The following is a 17,027-nucleotide window of genomic DNA, read 5'->3' on the forward strand; positions in this document are numbered from 1 at the left end:
CAAGCAACTGCGATGGTGGGAGGATTATGCTTAACAAATCACTAACTTCACTTCTCGCCGATTAGCAAGTTGCAAAGAAATCGCTATTTCTGAAAATATCAGCTCCTGATTGCGGTTTATGGATACTGCAGAAGCCATTCCCGAAGTCGAGTGAGCAGCTCAGCCGGACACGTGTGGAGCGTAAGGCCGACGTTGAACCAACGAAACGAGCGACAGTCGCCTCATCGATCCGGAAAAGCCTTTGCGCTCCTCGCCGGGCCGGCTGGATGTCAGGTTTCCCTGAGGTCGCCAATCAGTGTCGGCACCAGCTCTCCGACCGTTGGATGGATTGGCACCGCCCAGCGCAGTTCTTCAGTTGTGGCCCCCAGGTTGATGGCGTCGAGCACGCCATAGACCGCCTCGTCACCTCCGACCCCCAGGAAAGCGGCACCGAGTATCCGGTCGGTTTCGGCGTCGGCGACGAGTTTCATGAGGCCAAGCGTTTCACCTTTCTCAACGGCCCGGCCGACGCGGCTCATCGGTCGGGTCGAGACCTTGATCCGGTGACCGGCCTCTTTCGCCTGACGCTCCGTAATGCCAACACGTCCGAGCGGCGGATCGATGTAGAGGCCGTAACCGAGCGTACGGTCTGACACTTTTCGGTTGCCGCCATCAAGGAGGTTTGCCGCGACGATCTCGAAATCATTGTAGGACGTATGGGTGAATGCGCCTCGCCCGTTGCAGTCACCAAGGGCCCAAATCCCTTCTGCGGTGGTCTGCAAGCGCTCATCCACCGTGATGAAGCCGCGTTGATCAGTCTCGATGCCAGCAAGATCGAGACCGAGATCATCGGTGTTCGGCCGCCGTCCGAGGGCGACCAGGACATGGCTCCCACTGACTTCGCCCCGATCGGTCCGCACGACGACGCCCACATCTTCCTTGGTGAAGGACAGGAGTCTGCGGTTCAAAAGAACCTCGATGCCATCCCCACTCAGAATCTCCGCAATGGCTTGCGAGATATCGGTATCCTCCCTGGGCGCCAGTTGCTGCCCACGCTCAATGACCGTCACCTCGGCGCCGAAGCGCCGATACATCTGGGCGAATTCCAGTCCGATGTAACTGCCACCAAGAACAATCAGATGTTTCGGCAATTTCTCGAGCGCGATCACCGACGTGCTCGTGAGGTATGGCACGTCCTCAAGGCCAGGAATGTCGGGGATGTGTGGCCGCGCGCCGACATTTATAAAAATCTGCGGCGCAGTATAGTCTGTCCCGTCCACGGACACGGCCTTCGCACCGACGAATTTGGCCTGGCCGTGGATCACATCCATCGTCTCGAGACTGTCAAACCAGGATGCCAAACCGTTTCTCGCATCAAGGGTCACCTTCCTGGCGCGGGCCGCTACGGCCGGCATGTTCACTATCGGCTCACCGCTGATGGTGACGCCGAATTCGGATGCGCGCCGCGCAACCTCCGCGGTCTTGGCGCTGGCGACCAATGCCTTGGTCGGCATGCACCCGGCGTTGACACAGGTGCCGCCAAGATATTTGCGTTCGATCAGGACCACCTTGCGGCCCATCGCCGCCATGCGGGCGGCAAGGAATGGTCCGGCCTGACCGGCCCCGATGAAGATCGCGTCATACTCCCTCATGACACGGACACCACGACGATCAGTGCGAGCAGGATGGCGACCGCATCCTCGATCAGGGCGGCGGGAAGGTCGCGGCCGAAATGCCTGGCGAGATAAGCGCGGCCGGATGCACCGCCGAAGGTTCCGACGACGGCGCCGATGACCCCCGCGAGAAGCCCGGGAACCACCATTCCTGCAGTTGCGGCGACCGTCGCACCGCTGAGAGCGCCCATTATAACCCGTGCTCCGAACTGAACGGGTACCTTGCGTGAGGGCGTGCCGGGAAGCTGGTCGGCAATCAGTTCCACGATGGCAAGCACAGTCAAAATCGCCGCAGCCCAGAGCGAGCCCATGAAGGAGAGAACGCTTGGAGAAATATCGAACCACCCGAGATAAGCGCCCCAGGAGACTGCGGCCGGGGCAGTCATGGTGCGCAGACCGGCGACAAGCCCTATCAGCATTGCGAGAAGAATGAGCATTCAGATCCCCCTAAGCTAAGTCGGCATGCCGCGGCGCCCGGCTGATGCGCAGTTGATAGTTCCCTTGCCCGTCCGGGCCATCCTCGGTCGACACCTCCGAAGGAAGGCAGGAAGATCGGCCGCGACGGCGTCCCGGATTGGTCCTCAACTTGCCGTTACCTACCGGACAGATCGCAACCGTACCATGGCGCGCCAGTTTGGTCGACAGGGCCGCTGCGTGGTGCCGTGAGCCAGCGCCCCGTCGTTTCGGTTGTTTGAGGTCCTGCAAATTTGCTGAAAGGGGGCACGCTATCTGCTTTCGGCAGGCCCTTAATTTTTTCCCGAAGAACAGTGCCGCCCCGGGCACGGGCACGTCTTGCAGTAATCCAGTCCGTCGATCAGATATCGGATACAACAGACGCGGCGGAGCCGCTCCGGCTGGCCGTCGTTTTCAGGGTAAAGGATAGGTCTGAAAAGCGGGTTACGTGAGCCATCTGCCATCTGAGGCAGTTCAAGCAATGCCAGTGCATCCGCGACGCCTGCACCAGGGCAATCATTAACCACGGCGTAACCGCGGGCGATACCTTCGAACAGGTTGCCCGCATTTGACCAAAGGACGTTGCGAGACAGCCCGCTCACCTCGGACACAGCTCGGATAACTGCTTCGATATTGCCCTTGATCAGAAAATCGAAACGGTCCTCTGCGGACTTCGCTCGGACCGGGTGGCCGAAATCAGTCAGGCCGAGCGAAACGACCTCCCCTTCACCGCTTATTTCGATGCTCAAGTCCGCCGGCGTCAGAGTTACCCGCCAATCCAGTAACATGGCTGCGGTGGCAATCGGTCTCATCACCCTCGCGAAGTACCGCTTTGACCACTCCCCGGCAACAGCGGCAATGGGCGCGTTCGCCCCGTGGCGGCGACCGTAACTGTTGAGGACAGCCAAAAGACAATCGGGCTCCAGCAATTCAGTGAAAGCCAGATCAGTGGGCCGCCTGCGCCGGAAGCAATCCCGCCACTGCGAATGTGCCGACTGCCGCAGCAATTCGCCAAGAACCTCCGACCTTCGCATACGCTCCTGCAGCCTAAACGAGCCGGGTGACAATCTGGCGAGCCAGATGCTGCAGTGAGGCCGTGGAGCCGAATGGCCAGGATGGCATGCCGGTCAAACGGACATTTCCTTGCGCTACGACCGGCAACATGGGCCAGAGCGAAGCATTGAGAAGATCAGCCGGAACGGTCTCGCCAAGGATGAACAAGGTGCTGTCGCTCCCAAGGGAGGCAAGTCCTTCAAGATCGATTGTCGTAAAACCGAAAGGTTGCGCTGACATTTCAATGCCATCGGCAAAGCCGATCTTCCTGAGAAGGCCGGAAATTGCGGCGTTGGGCGCAAAGACGCGCAACCGCGGGACGCCAGGCAACGGTTGCGCCACGACCAGCTTGCGGCCTGCCACCTGCCCGGCATGGCGCGATTTCAGGTTTTCGATCTCATCATCAAAACGTCCGAGGAGCCTTGCGACGTCATCCGATCGCGAAAGCGCTGCGCCCGCCTGACGGGCGCTCTGACAGACGCTCGCCAGCATGTCACCGCCATTTTCCTGATCATCGATCAGATGAACCGGAGCGATCTCACCGAGCGCATGAGCAATGGACGCGTGCCGATACCGCGACGTCAAGATGAGGTCAGGCTGCAGTTTGCGGACCGCCTCAAGGCTGGGCTGCTGTCGTCGTCCGACGTCGACGGCATCGGAGAGGCCTTCATTTGCGACATCGACCCATGTTCTGTACCCGGAGATTTCCGCGCATCCAGCCGGCGATATTCCAAGGGAAAGCGCAATCTCGGTAGCAGTCCAATCCAGCGTGACCAGGCGTGAGGGTCCTGAGGCGGCAAGCGACCCTGGCGCCGCGATCAAAGCCACCGCGCCACTCAAGAACGATCGTCTGCCTATACCCGCTACCACTTCACGCTCACTGTTCCGACAACGGTCAAACCCTGCCCGTAATAGCACTGCGTGGTGGTGTTGCAACCGGCGACGTAGGTCTTGTCTCCGAGATTGTAGCCGTTGAGCTGGAACGAATAGCGATCATGTTCGTAACGGGCAAAGGCATCGACCAGCGTATAACCGGGAACGAAGAATGAGTTCGCGGTATCCCCGGCAGTCTTGCCGATGCGTCGGACACCACCACCGACTGTCAGCTTGCCGTTCCAGCTGTCCGGCATCGGCAGATCATAACTCACGAACAGCGACTGCTGCTGCTTTGGAACGGTATACGGCATTTTCCCGATCTGGGTGGGCGTCTGGCTCTCGGTTACCACAGGATCCTGCCAGCTCGCCGCCGCAGTAACATTGAGACTGTCCCAAAGGGTGGCGTTGGCCTCCAGTTCGATCCCGCGGACGCGCACCTCGTCAGTCTGGTAATAAACGCCTGCAACACGGTTGACGACATTCTGCTGCGTCGCCTCGAAGCCGGAAAGAGTAAGGCTGAAGTCATCGCCCTGTGGCGCAAATTTCACGCCGATTTCCTTCAGCTCGCCCTTGGTTGGCTTCAGCGGCGTTGGCGCCAATGTCAGCACCGGGGAGAAGGACGTGGAATAAAGCGCGTAGGGCACAAGGCCGTTATCAAGGACATAAGCGGCACCGACCCTGCCGGTGAAGGCTCTATCGTCCTGCCGGTATCGGGTGGTAAGACCGCTGGCAAGCGTGGTGCTGTCGGAATCGTTGCTGACATGGTCCTGGCGGCCGCCAACCGTCAGTCGAAGCCCGCCGAGTTCCATTTGATCCTGGAGATAAAAACCGATCTGACGCTGCGTCTGATCAAGACGTGTCGTCAGTGCTGCCGGCTGTACGCCAATGCCGTAGACCGGATTGAACAGGTCGAGTGGGGGGCCACTGCGTGATCCTGTCCTGTTCACAAGGTTTTGCCACTGCACGTCGATACCGCCGAGAAGCGTATGGCTGATTGGCCCACTGTCGAACTTGTACTCAAGATTGGTATCCAGCGCCACGGCGTTGAGCGTTGGCTGCGCATTGTAAACGAGGCGTGAAAGCGTGCGCTGGTTGGCGGAAAGGCCGTTGCCGAAAAGGTTTTGATAATTGACGTCCAGATATGAGTACCGGAAATTCTGGCGTAGAACGAGATCGTCGTTAATTGCGTGTTCGAGCCGATATCCAATATAGGCCGTTTCCTTGTCGTAAATCGCCAACGAGGGATCGCCGTCCGAAAAGCTGCGCGGTATCGTCAAACCGAGACTATTGGGATAGATGCTCCCGAGTGCTGGAATAAGCGAGGGCACCTGGCCGGCGTCATCCTTCATATAGGCGCCATAAACCGTGAGACTGGTATCTTCATCCGGCGACCACCTGACTGTCGGGCTGATGGCGAAACGGTCGTTCTTGCCGAAATCGTTCATTGTTTCGCTGTCGCGGATAATGCCTTCCAGGCGATAGGTAAGATTTGAATCCGCACCGACAGGGCCCGTGACGTCAAACCCTGCTTCCTTCTGATTATAACTTCCGAAGCGCGCGTAGACTTCTCCGCCAGCGGTCTCTGACGGATCCTTGCTGACCATGTTGACGACGCCGCCGACACTCGTTTGTCCAAAAAGCGCCGAACTTGGTCCGCGCAGCACTTCCACGCGATTAAGGAAGTAGGGTTCCACTCGAAAGCCGGCATAGCCACCGGTCTGGTTTGCAATCTGCGGCACGCGCAAGCCGTCGAGATGTAGATCGGCGCTAAAGCCGCGGATGCTGAAGTAATCCGAACGGGGGTCGTTACCGTAGCGTTGGCCGTTGACGTTCGCGCTATAGAGCAGGCTGTCCGCCACCGTCTGCACGGCTCGATCCGTCATCGCGCCACGGGTAATCACGGAGACGGATTGCGGCGTCTCGGCAATCGCCGTCGTAGTCTTGGTGGCCGAAGCCGATTGCGTCGCAACGTAGCCACGCTGTTCGACACGCGCCCCTTTGGCCGCCGTCTTTCCCTGTACGACGATCGGCTCGAGCACGGTGGACCCATTTGCCTCTTGCGCCTCAACCCTTCCCGGCTGGAGGACAAGCGCCCCCAACGCAACGCCTGACACGAGAAACAGGAGCTGCTGTCTGGTGACGTGGCAGGTTGATGTGCGAAGGCGAAGGTGGGTGTTCTGCATTCGAGGACCTGTGATAGGAATACTGCGTAAAGGCTACTCCGGACTGTCCGCAGTGATTTTCTTTTCCCGCACGCTTGGCCGCTTAACTAGACTTTTTTTATCAGCATTGTCAGGTCAAAATCGAGCTCTTGCGGGCCATTTTTTGGCCCGATACTGTTAAATGATATTATTCTGCTCCATCGGGCCAATTTTTCCTTTTGAAATACGGACGGGACGCGACTATGGCTCTTCCCGTTGGATGCGGCGGCAAGGCCCCCGTGAGGAATCCCATTGCCTGGAAACACAATGAAACAGCCGCAAAGGGCAGCCGATCTTCAAAATGTGCCGCGGCCTGTCGCTGCCATGGCGCGGACCTACGAGCAAAGCGTCGATTTTGGCTGGCACAGCCATCGCCGAGGGCAATTGCTCCAGATCATCGACGGCTTCATGACCGCCCGCACCCCCGACACCTCGTTCATCATCCCCTGTGGTTACGGTTTGCTGATAACGCCCGAGATACCACATGCCGTCCATTCACACGGGCGGGTTTCCATGCAGTCGGTCTATATCGAGCCGGACCCGGGGATCGCCATGCCCTGGGAGCCGCCACGTGTCATCTCGACCTCGACGCTCCTTTCGGCCACGGTTGGAGCGTTCCTGAAGGAACCAACTCTTTATGACGAAAATGGCCGCGGCGGACATCTGGCAGCTCTGATACTCGAAGAAATTGCCAATGCGGAGGAAGGCCCGTTTGCGCTTCCAATGCCAAGTGACAGGCGATTGCAGCGGCTGTGTCGGGATCTTTCCGAAACGCCATCGCTCGATCTTGATATAGACCGCTGGGCAGATAATCTCGGCATGAGCCGGCGCACCATGACCCGGAAATTCCGAATCCAGACGGGCATGAGTTTCGCCGAATGGCGGCGTCGCTTGCGCATGGCGCATGTCATGCGCCGGCAGGCGGAGGGAGCGCGCCTGGAAGAGGCGGCCGCAGACGTCGGTTATCGCAGCCTGTCCTCTCTGCGCAAAGCCATGCGCGAGGCTGCCGGATGACGGGGCTCGCAAGCAAACAGAAGACGGAGACAATCGCCGCTCAGGCGATTGGTCTCAGCGTCATCTATGATCAGGCTCAAGCGCTTCGGCAGGTCGATTCAATCGCATTGGAAGGCCGTATTACCGTCATATGCGGCGCGAACGGTTCCGGGAAAAGCACGCTGCTCAAATGCCTCGCCGGGCTCGAACAACCGACGGAGGGCGAGGTGCACCTGGCCGGGCAGCAACTCAACGCTTTGTCACGGCGCACCATCGCCCGTCAGGTTGCCGTCATGAGCCAGACGCCGGAGGTTCCGATCGGTCTGAGCGTCGAGGAACTCGTTGAACAAGGCCGTTATCCTCATCGCCCCTGGCTGGGACGCCTGTCGACACGGGACCGCGGAATTATCGAAAGCGCCATCTTTCGCGTCGGCCTCCAGGACTTACGTGCGCGTCAACTCACGACCCTCTCAGGCGGTGAAAGGCAGCGCGCCTGGCTGGCCATGGCTCTGGCGCAGGAACCGCGTGTCCTCTTTCTTGATGAACCCACGAGCTTTCTCGACATCAGACATCAGGCCGAGCTGCTGACACTCCTGCGCAAACTCAACTCGGAGGAAGGGCTCACGATCATCGCGGTGCTTCACGATCTCAATCAGGTTATGGATGTCGCCGATGACGTCGTCCTGATGCAGAAGGGTCAGGTTCTGGCGGCTGGGCCGACACACAAGGTGCTTCGGGCTGACCTGCTGCGGCAGGCCTTTGAGTGCCACGTCGATCTCGTCCCACATCCCGACGGAAGCGGGCGAACCTATTGCATGGTCGACTGGGTCGGCACCGGCAATCGGCAAAACCGCCCGGCTTCGGCTCAACCATGACTTTGTCTCGCCTCGCCCTTCATCGATTGGCTCCATCCCTTGTCTGGCCCGTTGGCGTGATCCTTTTGCTGCTCCTGGCGGCGCTGGAACTCAGAGTGGGGAGCAGTCTGGTCGGCTGGAGGGACGTGTTTCTTTTTCCGACAGCCCCGGAAACACTCGCGCAGGCAATTCTGGAAACGACCCGGGCGCCCCGTATGGTCGCAGCAATATCAACTGGCGCCGCCCTCGCGCTGGCAGGTTCGGTTCTCCAGACCGTCTTGCGAAACCCTTTGGCGGCTCCGGATATACTGTCCGTTACCAGCGGCGCGCAGCTTTTCCTCGTCGTATCGACCTTGTTGCTTCCCTTGGCTCTGCCACCCATCATCGCAACAAGCGCAGGCGGTCTGGCCGGCGCAGCTGCATGTCTCGCGCTGGCAGGCGGCTTTCAAGCCGCGCCCGGCCGGCTGGCTCTTTCGGGTATCGCCGTATCACTTTGTTTTTCCGCCATATCATCGGCCATCGTGCTTCTCGCCGACGAACGGGCGTCCGGTCTGTTGCTCTGGTCCTCCGGTATCCTGGACCAGACCGGATGGGCCAGTGTCACCACGGCGATCCCCTTGGTGTTACTTTCTTTCCTGATGCTGATGGTGATGGCGCGCGCCCTGGACTTGCTGGGACTGGGAGATCAGGCCTCGGCCAGTCTCGGGGTTACGCGGGCCGTCACACTTTTCGGTCTGCTCGTCGGCGTTCTTCTCTGCGGCGCCGCCGTTACCCTCGCAGGGCCGATTGGCTTCATCGGCCTTGCAGTCCCGAATGTTTTGCGCGCATTGGGTATAATTCGGCATCATCGCCATCTGCCGCTTTCGATAGTTTGGGGAGCAAACACCCTGCTCCTCGCAGATGTCGTCACGCAGTCCCTCGCGCACAATGGCACGAGCATACCCACAGGCGTTACGGTTGCCTGCCTTGGTGGACCGGCCATGCTGCTCCTGCTCCGGAAGGCGAAGATCGGGGGAGAGCGCCGAATCGGCCTGCCCGTAGGGATAGCGCCCCCGCCCCTGCCCCTTGCCGCGGCAGCGCTTGCCGCCTTGGGCCTGATAGTCATCGCGGCAAGTCTCGCGACAGGCGACGGGCTGTCACTGACGATTGCCGAGGTGACGGGAAACCTCGACCTGCGCGCGCCTCGCCTTCTTGTGGCACTTGGCTGTGGTGCATTGCTGGCTGCTGCCGGCACCGTCCTTCAGGCGGTGACGCGCAATCCGCTGTGCGGGCCGGAGACGTTGGGCCTTACACAGGGAGCAGCGCTGTTTAGCCTCGTCGCGCTCCTGTTGGGATTTGCACCCGCAACGCCAACTTTCCAGACGGTCGCTCTGTCCGGGGCCATTACCGTGCTCTTGCTGCTCCGGTTGCTGGCACCGAAATATTCTCCCGAGAAATTCGTCCTGGCCGGTGTCGCAATCGCAGCAAGCCTGGGCGCGGCCGCAACGATCATCGTCGTGGAGGCTCGCCTGCAAACGGCTCAGGCACTTTCGTGGCTCATCGGCTCGACGCACGCCCGTGGCTACGCCGACGCAGTCGTATTGATGCCATGGGTCTTCGCCCTGTCGGCCACCGGCCTGTTGTTCAGCCGTCATCTTGATGCGTTTTTGCTTGGGGACGAAAAAGCCCGCTCAATGGGCCTCGCGACGGGAAATGCGAGCAAATACGCGATGCTCTATGCCGCCGTCGCGGTGGCAATCGCCGTTTCTTCCATCGGAGCCGTCAGTTTCGTTGGCTTGCTCGCGCCCCACGCGGCTCGGCTCCTTACCGGAGCGCGCCATGCCAAAAGCCTTCCTGTCGCAATGGCGCTCGGCGCTGTGATGCTCGCTTTCGCCGACACGATCGGTCGCAGCATTATCGCGCCACTTGAACTTCCGGCGGGCATCATCACCGCAATTATAGGTGCGCCCGCCTTTATGCTGCTGCTCCGTTCCGGATTGAGGTCGCGGTCCTGATCGAATGGAAGAGGTGCAACTCTATGGTCTCGGGTGTTCGACTGCGGGGCGGTAAAATCCGGCGACAATGCCCATCGCCTACACAGCAAGGGGCGGACGAAATCGACAGCCTCATGCGGTAAAAAACGAGATGAGCTCATGCGCCAGTTCCGCTGGAGCCTCTTCTGCCATGTGATGTCCGCTGTCTATTCCCAGACCCGAAACGGGAAGGGTTGACCAGGGCTGCCATACCGACAGGACATCTCCGTACAACATTTCCAGATCGTCCTGCAGCGACCAAAGCACATGAAGTGGGCATGTCAGCTTTCTTCCGCAACTTCGATCATCAAGATCGTGGAGATGGTCTATGTGGATACCCGCGCGATAATCACCCAGCATGCCCTGAACAGTCCTGGGGTCTTCGACGGACGAGCGGAAGTCCGCGAAGTTTTCTTTTCCCATCGAAGCCTCGCTCCCGCCATACCATGCCAAGGGATCGGCAAGGATGGCCCGCTCGGGTTTGTCGTGTTGAGCAAAAAAGAACCAGTGCCACCATTGCTGTGCAAAGCGAAGATTGCATCGCTCCAGCGCTTCGAGGATCGGAACACCGTCGAGGATCGCGAGCTTCTCAACTCTTGCCGGGTGGTCCATCGCGGTGCGAAATGCCGTGTAACTTCCACGGTCGTGGCCGGCCAGAAAGAACCGGTCGAAACCGAGATGTTCCATGAGCGCAACACAGTCACGAGCCTTGGCCCGCTTTGACGACGCTTCATGATCATAGGGGTCAGACGGCTTGCCAGACTTGCCAAAACCTCGCAGATCGGGGCAAACAACCGTGAACTTGTCGGCCAGAATGGGAGCCACCTTGTACCAGGTTGTGTGTGTTCTCGGATGTCCGTGAAGCAGAAGAAGCGGCGGGCCCTTGCCGCCATGGCGAACCCGTAGTGTCGTTTCCGGGACATTGATCATTTCCAGCCTGAAATTTTCAAACATCGCGCTCCCCTTGGATCACGGAACGAACGGTCTCTGCCACCAGCGGTTCCATTTCGGCCTGCCGTGGCTTGGAACCGCGGGCCCGCTCAAAACTCTGCTTCGGTAGCGATCAGGGTGTGATCGCGGAGGGTAACGGATGACGACGTGCCACCCGGTTACTCCTCTGCTCGATCGAAACGGTTGCGGTCCTTCCCGCAACGAGCCGAACCGTCTTTGGGGCGTCATCGATCTCGATCCGCACCGGGATTCTCTGGGCAAGTCGGACCCATGAGAATGTCGGGGCGACGCTTGCCAGAGAACCCGCATTATCGCTTCGCTCCCGATCCTCAATGCCCGCGGCAATGCCTGCAACACGTCCGGTAACCGACTGGGCTTCGCCCATGATACTGATCGTTACCGGATCACCAATGTGGATCCGGGGGAGCTTCGTTTCTTCAAAATATCCTGCGACATAGACGGATTCTTCTTCCACCAGGGCTCCCACGGCGTTGCCGGAAACGACATAGTTACCCCTGCGCAGGGAAAAGTTGGTGATTGCACCGGATGCCGGTGCCCTGACCGTTGTGCGCTCAAGGTTGAGCCTTGCCAGATCCCGGGCAACCAGCGCAGATTGATAGGCGGCCTCTGCCTGATACATCCGGCTTTCCGCGTACTGACGCTCCTTGAGGCTTGCCGCCTCCTTTGATGCAAGCAGTTGATACCGTTCGAAATCGGTTTTCGCCAGCTCCGCCGCCGCCCTTGTCGCTGTTACCTGCGCTTCTGCCTCGCGCAGCGCGAGCTCGAAGCGATCTGTTTCGATGCGAAACAGCGGCGTTCCTTTCTCCACCTGTGCATTGTCCGACACCAGAACCTCGGCGACAGGCCCGGAAACATCTGGTGCCAATCGGATGATATCCGCCCGGACATGGGCATCACGCGTCCATGGTGCCTCCATGTAGAAAGACCATAGGTGCCAACCCAGCACCGCAGCGCATCCCGCCATGGAGAGGGTGAGAAGCACTCGACCCGCGGTAAACGTCAGATTTTTCATGATCATGGAAACCAGTCGATAGCGGCAGAAAATCCGCCGACAAGGGTAATGTAAAGCGCAAGGTTGAACAGGGAGCGGTGCCATACCATCCGGTAAAATCCCATCTTTTCGAGAAGTGATGTGAGAAGACGAAATCCTGCATACGCAAACAATGCGAGCGCTGCGAACGAGGGCAGAAAAATGCCATGGAGATCGAGCTGTTCCTTCAAGCGGCTTTCCTCCAAGACCCGGGTATCTGGGGAACGGGCGCGTCAGCGTCCGGAGCAATGCACAGGCGAAGAGCAGCGGCGCGCAGCAGAAGTTCGTTATCCATCACGGTGATGGCCGCAGGAGAAAGGATCAGATCATCCAGCGCCCGGACGGCGCTTTCCAGGATTTTTCCACCTTTACCGGCACGGCCGCGGTATAGAATTGTGACCGCCTGAAAGACCGGTTGTGCAGCAAGGTGAATACCGTTCGAAACCTTGGGTAAAAGCTCCTGCATTGCAATCAGATGCAGCCCTGCCCGGATATCCCTTAACGGGTCATAGCCGCCGACCTCCGACACCGGAGGCAGTTTCGCCAGTCTTGAGGCGAACAGGCCGGCAACGTCAATCATGCGATAATGGGCGGCGAGAATGTCGGTTTGTTTACCAACGGCGATGTTCGCGACATGTTTCCGGACAACAGAAAGAAGCCTTCTCGCATTTGTCTCAACTCGCACGGATCGAAAGAGGCCGCAAACCGCGATCGTCCAGACCATTGCGAGTATGGTCGCCCCCGCGGCATTCACGAATGTGACGAAGTCTGTCGCGGGATATGCGTGAAGGGTGAGAAGAAGGGGAAAGTTTATGCAAAGCCCCATGCCGACAATGGCGAGTGAAGGCACTGCAAGACATATGCCCGCCGGTATCAGAAACAGCCCCAAAGCAGCAGAGAGCGATGCAAACCCGTCGATTACCGGAAGGACTGCAAAGCCGTAGACGAATGCTGCAATGGCTGCACCGATCGTCACATTAACAAACTTGCGCATGGCAGGAACCGGGTCGTCCATGGTGGCAAGGAGACAGCAAAGGACGCCAGATATCTGGGCGAAGGTAACTCCGTCGGACCAGCCGGTGACGATCCAGAAGAAGAGCGATGTTACGAGGCATACTGCAACCGCTACCGACGACAGCCACGCCATTCCGATATCGCGATGCGGTGCGGGCGCTCTGTCGGGCGCGCGGGCGCCTCTTGCTCCGTTTTCATCTTCAATGGATTTTCGAAGAGTAAGGCACTCGTCAGAGAGCCGGGAAAAAGTCCGCAAGTCTCGGGTAAAATTGACAAGGAGGAGTTTTTCCCATGTCGGCAGCGAGGCGGGGAAGGCAAGCGCATCGATCGTGGAGAAGGAGCCTCCCGGACGCGAATCCGCCTCCGCGACTATCGCCGATGCCTTGTCCCGGCCGGCAGGGTCCAACCTCCCCAGCGATCGTCGCAAATCCTCCAGTTCGCTCAGTAGGGGCAGGAAAGAAACCATTCGGTGCTGCAGCGACTTCACCAGCGCCACTCTGCTTCGGTATCTGGATCCGTCATACTGAAGATGCACCGCGAACGACCGCAGATCGGCCGCCTCCCCCGCCAGGGCGTGGCGTTCCATCCGATTTTGGGTTTCGTCCATTTTGCCGGTTGCGGTGACTTCGAAAAGCTTCTGCGCCCTGGCCATCCATCCATCGATCCGGTTGAGAAGCGCTGTCCCCACGTGAACCGGAAAAACAACGTGACTGACAATCGACGCGCATATGATCGCGAGCCCGATCTCTTCGGTGCGGGAAACGACAATATCGAAGGTGTTTGCCGGGGCGTTGACGAGCGGCAGTCCTGCGAGAAGAACGGTATAGCCGGCTAACAGGAAAACATAACTGCGTGGTGTGCGATCAAGACGACTGACAAAGGTGCACCCGGAGACCCATACGATGATCACGCCGGAAAGCAATATCGGTTCGTTCACAAGGTTCGGGACCATGAGGATCGTCGCACCGCCGCCGATGACCGTGCCCAGAAGCCGATATACCGATTTCGACGATATCGCACCGGAGAGGGGATGAGCGACAATATAGACGGTTGCAACTGCCCAGGACGGTCGGTTCAAATCGAAGCTGATGGCAACAAGATATGCCAGCATGGCCGCAAGGAATGATTTCAGCGAAAAGATGACATTCCCGCTGGTGACAACTGGCCGGCTGCTCACACCGCATCCTCCGGCCCAGGGGCGCTGCGCTCGATGCCTTGTTTATTGCTGGTGATCTCGTCTGCGAGGCCATAAGTCGCTGGCGACACATAACAAAAGAAGGGTACGGCGAGGCAGGCGTGCAGATAGGCTTCGGCCGGGTCGGCGGACTCACCGGGCGACATGGCCGGTAGATGGCGGGCAACGAGCGCTCGGGCTTTCGAAACGAGCCCGTCTGTCATCTTTTTCAGCACCGTAGCGCGGGCCAACCTTGCTCCCGGTCGTAACGGGAGAAGGACGCAGAACCTGCGAGGTCCTTTCAGGGGAAGACGAATTTCAGTCCGGATAATATCCGACCACCAGCGGTCGTCGTATTTTTGAAGTGCCATAATCTTCTTCTCCAGCATCTTTCCGGATGACCCTATCGACAAAACCGGAAGAAGAATTTAGATATTCTCTCTAATGATCACTAAATACCACCAGACGTCGATATCCCTGTCCGGCGCCCTCGCCGACCATGATCTCGAAAGCTCCTCGTCGCGCGTTCGCGCTGTGAGGATCGACGTGTCGCAGAACGAACGCGAGGCTCCGGAACACCAGCACCGCAAGGGCCAGCTTGTCATGCCTCTGCGGGGAGGCGTGACATGCCGCGTCCCAAGCGGCATGTGGATGGTTCCGCCTCATTGTGGCGTCTGGGTTCCAGGAGGCATGCGTCACAGCAACGTGGCGACCGCCAACGCGCGTTTGTTCTTCCTGTTCATCGAGCCGGGGGCCGCCGATCTGCCGAACCGGTGCTGCACGCTTTCCCTGTCCCCGCTCGTCAGAGAGTTGATCATCGAGATGGCCGACCAGTCCGCAGTGGCGACTGCTGACTCGGAAGTCATGGCAACGCTGCTTCTGTCGGCCTTGTCGCGGATGCCGGTTGAGCATCTTCATCTGCCGCTGACGGATGAGCCCCGGCTTGCACGCATTGCATCGGAACTGGCGGAAGATCCATCCGACCGTAGTACGATGGCACAATGGGCAAAACGAATGGCGATGAGCGAGAATTCGCTTGCCCGCCTCGTCCAAAACGAGACGGGCCTGACCTTCGGCCGCTGGCGACAACAATTGCAGGTGATTGTCGCGATCCGAAGCCTTGCCGCGGGGGCAACGGTGCAGCAGGTTTCGGGCGATCTTGGATATCAATCCGTGTCTGCGTTCATAACCATGTTCAAGAAAGCGCTTGGCACATCACCTGCCCGATATCTGGGAAATTTCGACCGCTGAATGTCAGAAAACACCGCAACACCTGAGAGGAGATAAAACATGTTCACCCACATCATGATCGGCAGCAACGACCTGGAGCGGGCCAGGAAATTCTACGATGCCGTCTTTGTCGCACTGGGCGGCAAGCCCGGCGAAATGGATGCAAGAGGCCGACTGATTTACGCCCATGCGGGTGGGCGGCTCATGATCACGAAACCGATCGATGGCAAGCCGGCGACTGCCGCCAACGGCGGAACGATCGGTATTGCGGCGGCGACCCCCGATCATGTTTTAGCCTGGCATGCCGCCGGCGTCGCGCATGGCGGCACGGCAATCGAGAGCCCGCCGACGGCGCGTCCGAACGGCGCGTTCGTCGCATATCTTCGCGATCCCGATGGAAATAAACTGACCGCTCGGACGCCTCCGACGACATGAGGCAGGCAACCTTGCGCTCGGTCGGCTACAGAAATGAAGCAAATCGGCCGTGGGTCCGGAGCGGAACTCATTGAGCCATCCGTTCGCGCAGGCGGGGTGTGAGCCAGTCGAGAAAGCACCGCACTTTCATCGACAAGGGCTCGGCCGGCCCATGAATGACATTAACAGGCAGCGGTTCAGGTGCGAACTCGGTCAAAATTTCCTGTAAGGCGCCGGAACGCAGTTGATCGGCGACCTGGTAGGAGAGCACCCGGATGATGCCAATACCGGACATGGCTGCCTGAATTGCGGCCTCTGTCGTGTTGACCGCAAGCCTGGGGCGGGGTTCGACATTGAAGGTCGTCCCGTCGCGGCGGTAACGAACTTCGGGCGCGGTCGCGAAGCCCTGGAAGCTTATACCGTCGTGCCGGGCGAGGTCATCGGGATCAAGCGGAACGCCTCGCCGGGCGATATAGTCAGGACTGGCGCAGACGACCCGACGGACCGAACCGACACGGGTTGCGATCAGCGCGCTATCGGCCAGATGGCCGATACGCAGCGCTACGTCAACGGGTTCATCCGCCAGACTTATCTGACGGTCCGTCAGCGTCAGCCGCATGTCGATTTCGGGTTGTTCCCTCAGGAATCCGAGCACTATGGGCAGAACGTGGCGCTCCCCGAACGCGATCGGAGCCGTCATATGCAGCCCTCCGCGCAGCGCGCCGTAATCGCCGCTTGCCTGCCGCTCAGCCGCGTCCAGTTCCCCCAGAATACGCCGGGAAGCGGCGACGTAATTTCGCCCTTCCTCCGTCAAGGTCAGCCCGCGGCGGGTACGCAGTACCAGACGGGCTCCAAGATGCTTTTCGAGGTCGGCGACCTTGCGGCTGACCGTGGCGAGCGGCGCCTGCAATCGCCGTGCGCCGGCTGAGAGGCTGCCGGCATCGACCACCGCGAGCAGCACTGACATCGCTTCGAACCGATCCATTCCATCCTTCCATAAATTGAGAGGTAATCTCCTGAAATCGCAGGATACCCTATCGGTTTTGGATATCCTAGCTTTCATGACGTCGGGGATCTTCCCCCATTGCCACAATAAGGA

General features: G+C 59.4%; 16 protein-coding genes. 5 read left to right on the top strand and 11 right to left on the bottom strand.

Annotated elements, in window-relative coordinates; translation table 11 throughout:
• Nucleotides 1–269 precede the first annotated feature (269 nt).
• The 5 genes from K7A42_RS25875 to K7A42_RS25895 all read right to left on the bottom strand — a co-directional run bounded on the left by K7A42_RS25875 (nt 270) and on the right by K7A42_RS25895 (nt 6,217).
• Nucleotides 270–1,631 (bottom strand): FAD-containing oxidoreductase, encoded by a 1,362-nt coding sequence (locus tag K7A42_RS25875; protein WP_112556321.1) that lies wholly within the window; start codon nt 1,629–1,631, stop codon nt 270–272.
• Entirely contained in the window at nt 1,628–2,089 is a 462-nt protein-coding gene (locus K7A42_RS25880) for a DUF4126 family protein (protein ID WP_112556323.1), read from the bottom strand. The genes K7A42_RS25875 and K7A42_RS25880 overlap by 4 nt, the downstream gene beginning before the upstream one ends.
• A gap of 309 nt (nt 2,090–2,398) precedes the next feature.
• The gene (gene fhuF / locus K7A42_RS25885) at nt 2,399–2,917 is read right to left on the bottom strand and encodes a siderophore-iron reductase FhuF (RefSeq protein ID WP_234882522.1); all 519 of its coding nucleotides are present in this window, start codon (nt 2,915–2,917) and stop codon (nt 2,399–2,401) included.
• 235 nt (nt 2,918–3,152) lie between these two features.
• On the bottom strand, nt 3,153–3,986 hold the full coding sequence (locus K7A42_RS25890; RefSeq protein ID WP_282456140.1) for an iron-siderophore ABC transporter substrate-binding protein: 834 nt from the start codon (nt 3,984–3,986) through the stop codon (nt 3,153–3,155).
• 35 nt (nt 3,987–4,021) lie between these two features.
• Entirely contained in the window at nt 4,022–6,217 is a 2,196-nt protein-coding gene (locus K7A42_RS25895; RefSeq protein ID WP_112556327.1) for a TonB-dependent siderophore receptor, read from the bottom strand.
• Nucleotides 6,218–6,502: 285 nt separating this feature from the next.
• Between K7A42_RS25895 and K7A42_RS25900 the strand changes: the two genes are divergently transcribed.
• Genes K7A42_RS25900 through K7A42_RS25910 form a run of 3 tightly spaced genes read left to right on the top strand, consistent with a single transcriptional unit; the run spans nt 6,503 to nt 10,076 of the window.
• Nucleotides 6,503–7,249, top strand: coding sequence for an AraC family transcriptional regulator (locus tag K7A42_RS25900; RefSeq protein ID WP_044459055.1), 747 nt, complete (start codon nt 6,503–6,505; stop codon nt 7,247–7,249).
• Nucleotides 7,246–8,103, top strand: coding sequence for an ABC transporter ATP-binding protein (locus K7A42_RS25905; RefSeq protein ID WP_112556329.1), 858 nt, complete (start codon nt 7,246–7,248; stop codon nt 8,101–8,103). The genes K7A42_RS25900 and K7A42_RS25905 overlap by 4 nt, the downstream gene beginning before the upstream one ends.
• The gene (locus tag K7A42_RS25910) at nt 8,100–10,076 is read left to right on the top strand and encodes an iron ABC transporter permease (protein WP_174151354.1); all 1,977 of its coding nucleotides are present in this window, start codon (nt 8,100–8,102) and stop codon (nt 10,074–10,076) included. The genes K7A42_RS25905 and K7A42_RS25910 overlap by 4 nt, the downstream gene beginning before the upstream one ends.
• 111 nt (nt 10,077–10,187) lie before the next feature.
• Here the strand turns inward: K7A42_RS25910 and K7A42_RS25915 are convergent, their stop codons facing one another.
• The 5 genes from K7A42_RS25915 to K7A42_RS25935 form a co-directional block, all read right to left on the bottom strand.
• Nucleotides 10,188–11,048, bottom strand: coding sequence for an alpha/beta fold hydrolase (locus K7A42_RS25915; RefSeq protein ID WP_112556333.1), 861 nt, complete (start codon nt 11,046–11,048; stop codon nt 10,188–10,190).
• Nucleotides 11,049–11,157: 109 nt separating this feature from the next.
• On the bottom strand, nt 11,158–12,078 hold the full coding sequence (locus tag K7A42_RS25920) for an HlyD family secretion protein (RefSeq protein WP_112556367.1): 921 nt from the start codon (nt 12,076–12,078) through the stop codon (nt 11,158–11,160).
• A gap of 2 nt (nt 12,079–12,080) precedes the next feature.
• A complete protein-coding gene (locus K7A42_RS25925) occupies nt 12,081–12,287 on the bottom strand; it encodes a DUF1656 domain-containing protein (protein WP_112556335.1) in 207 nt (68 codons plus the stop codon).
• Nucleotides 12,284–14,287, bottom strand: a complete 2,004-nt coding sequence (locus K7A42_RS25930; RefSeq protein WP_174151355.1) for an FUSC family protein — start codon at nt 14,285–14,287, stop codon at nt 12,284–12,286. The genes K7A42_RS25925 and K7A42_RS25930 overlap by 4 nt, the downstream gene beginning before the upstream one ends.
• Nucleotides 14,284–14,655, bottom strand: a complete 372-nt coding sequence (locus tag K7A42_RS25935) for a hypothetical protein (protein WP_112765540.1) — start codon at nt 14,653–14,655, stop codon at nt 14,284–14,286. The genes K7A42_RS25930 and K7A42_RS25935 overlap by 4 nt, the downstream gene beginning before the upstream one ends.
• Before the next feature lie 73 nt (nt 14,656–14,728).
• Between K7A42_RS25935 and K7A42_RS25940 the strand changes: the two genes are divergently transcribed.
• Both K7A42_RS25940 and K7A42_RS25945 read left to right on the top strand, forming a co-directional pair.
• Nucleotides 14,729–15,535 (top strand): AraC family transcriptional regulator, encoded by an 807-nt coding sequence (locus K7A42_RS25940; RefSeq protein ID WP_162719275.1) that lies wholly within the window; start codon nt 14,729–14,731, stop codon nt 15,533–15,535.
• Between the two features lie 39 nt (nt 15,536–15,574).
• A complete protein-coding gene (locus K7A42_RS25945; RefSeq protein WP_112556339.1) occupies nt 15,575–15,949 on the top strand; it encodes a VOC family protein in 375 nt (124 codons plus the stop codon).
• A 67-nt stretch (nt 15,950–16,016) separates the two neighbouring features.
• On the opposite strand, the gene K7A42_RS25950 is transcribed toward K7A42_RS25945, so the two are convergent.
• Entirely contained in the window at nt 16,017–16,913 is an 897-nt protein-coding gene (locus K7A42_RS25950) for a LysR family transcriptional regulator (protein ID WP_022563188.1), read from the bottom strand.
• Nucleotides 16,914–17,027 lie beyond the last annotated feature (114 nt).

This window comes from Agrobacterium sp. InxBP2 (assembly GCF_026191755.1).
GTDB lineage: Bacteria > Pseudomonadota > Alphaproteobacteria > Rhizobiales > Rhizobiaceae > Agrobacterium > Agrobacterium pusense.